This window comes from Cerasibacillus quisquiliarum (genome assembly GCF_014202495.1).
Lineage (GTDB): Bacteria > Bacillota > Bacilli > Bacillales > Amphibacillaceae > Cerasibacillus > Cerasibacillus quisquiliarum.
Genome location: NZ_JACHHA010000037.1, coordinates 1 through 1046 on the forward strand (window position 1 = coordinate 1; position 1046 = coordinate 1046).

Consider the following 1046-nt stretch of genomic DNA (forward strand, 5'->3'; position numbering starts at 1 on the left):
TAAGCTTTATCATTATGTTTATATTTATTGAGATGACGCTAATAACATTTATATCAGGTATCATTGGATTTTTACTCATTTTGGCTGTGACTCTTTGGGGGTCGATTTATACCTTATATCGAACAGAAATAAAAGGAGGCGCTACAATTGGACATCAAGCTTCATAAATATAGTAATATGAGCTTGCTTAAAGTTTACAATATAGATGTTTGAGGTAAATTTTGTTTAATCTAATAATAATGCATTAAATATTATAGAAAATTATTAAGGGGTTAAAAGAATATTTTGTATTGTTTTCAAGGAAAGAAATAAATTCCCATTAAAGATTTTGAGACAATTATATACCTTAAATAATTTTAACTTTATTTTAAATAAATAGTTTGCTCTAAAAAAATAATTTTTTAATAAATAACATTATTCAATTTAAAGAATACTTGAAATTATTCTGATAATAATGTACTATAATTGAAGTACATAATATCGGGAAGAAGGAGGCAAGTAATTATCCGAATGTACAAAATTAATACTTGGAGTTTTTTATATTGAAAAAAATGTTTTTAACATCTTTATTTGTGTTTGGATATTTATTTGGATTCAATGGATTAAATGCCGAGGCTTCGGTAGTTAGTGACAAGGTAATAAAAAAAGATGAAGCATATACTCAATCCGCGGTTAGAGCAGGTATAACTCCATCAAATTTAAATGGAGTAGCCTATAAAACGTATACAATAAGTACATCATCACTGAACCATACTGGAAGACATTATCATAAAATAGAATTCGGTGATGGGACAGATTCTGAAGGCTATGGTACTGGGAGAAAAAATTTCAGAAAATATTGGTCCACAAATTCATTAAGAACTTATACCACAGCTGCACAAGTTATTCATCCGGATTATGGTCCTAGTCCGTGGTTTTACGGAAAAGCGACAATTGTGTATAGGTGATATCTTATGAAAGGGATACGTTTATTTACGAAAAAAACGATGATCATCATGATTACTGTGCTTATGCTTGTCATAAGCACAGTTTCTTACACATTATCA

1 protein-coding gene is annotated in these 1046 nt (G+C 28.8%); it reads left to right on the forward strand.

Annotated features, from left to right (window positions below; all coding sequences use genetic code 11):
* Positions 1-542: 542 nt before the first annotated feature.
* Positions 543-947: a hypothetical protein gene (locus HNQ35_RS14075; protein ID WP_146938873.1), complete on the forward strand. Its 405-nt coding sequence runs from the start codon at positions 543-545 to the stop codon at positions 945-947.
* Positions 948-1046: the final 99 nt, after the last annotated feature.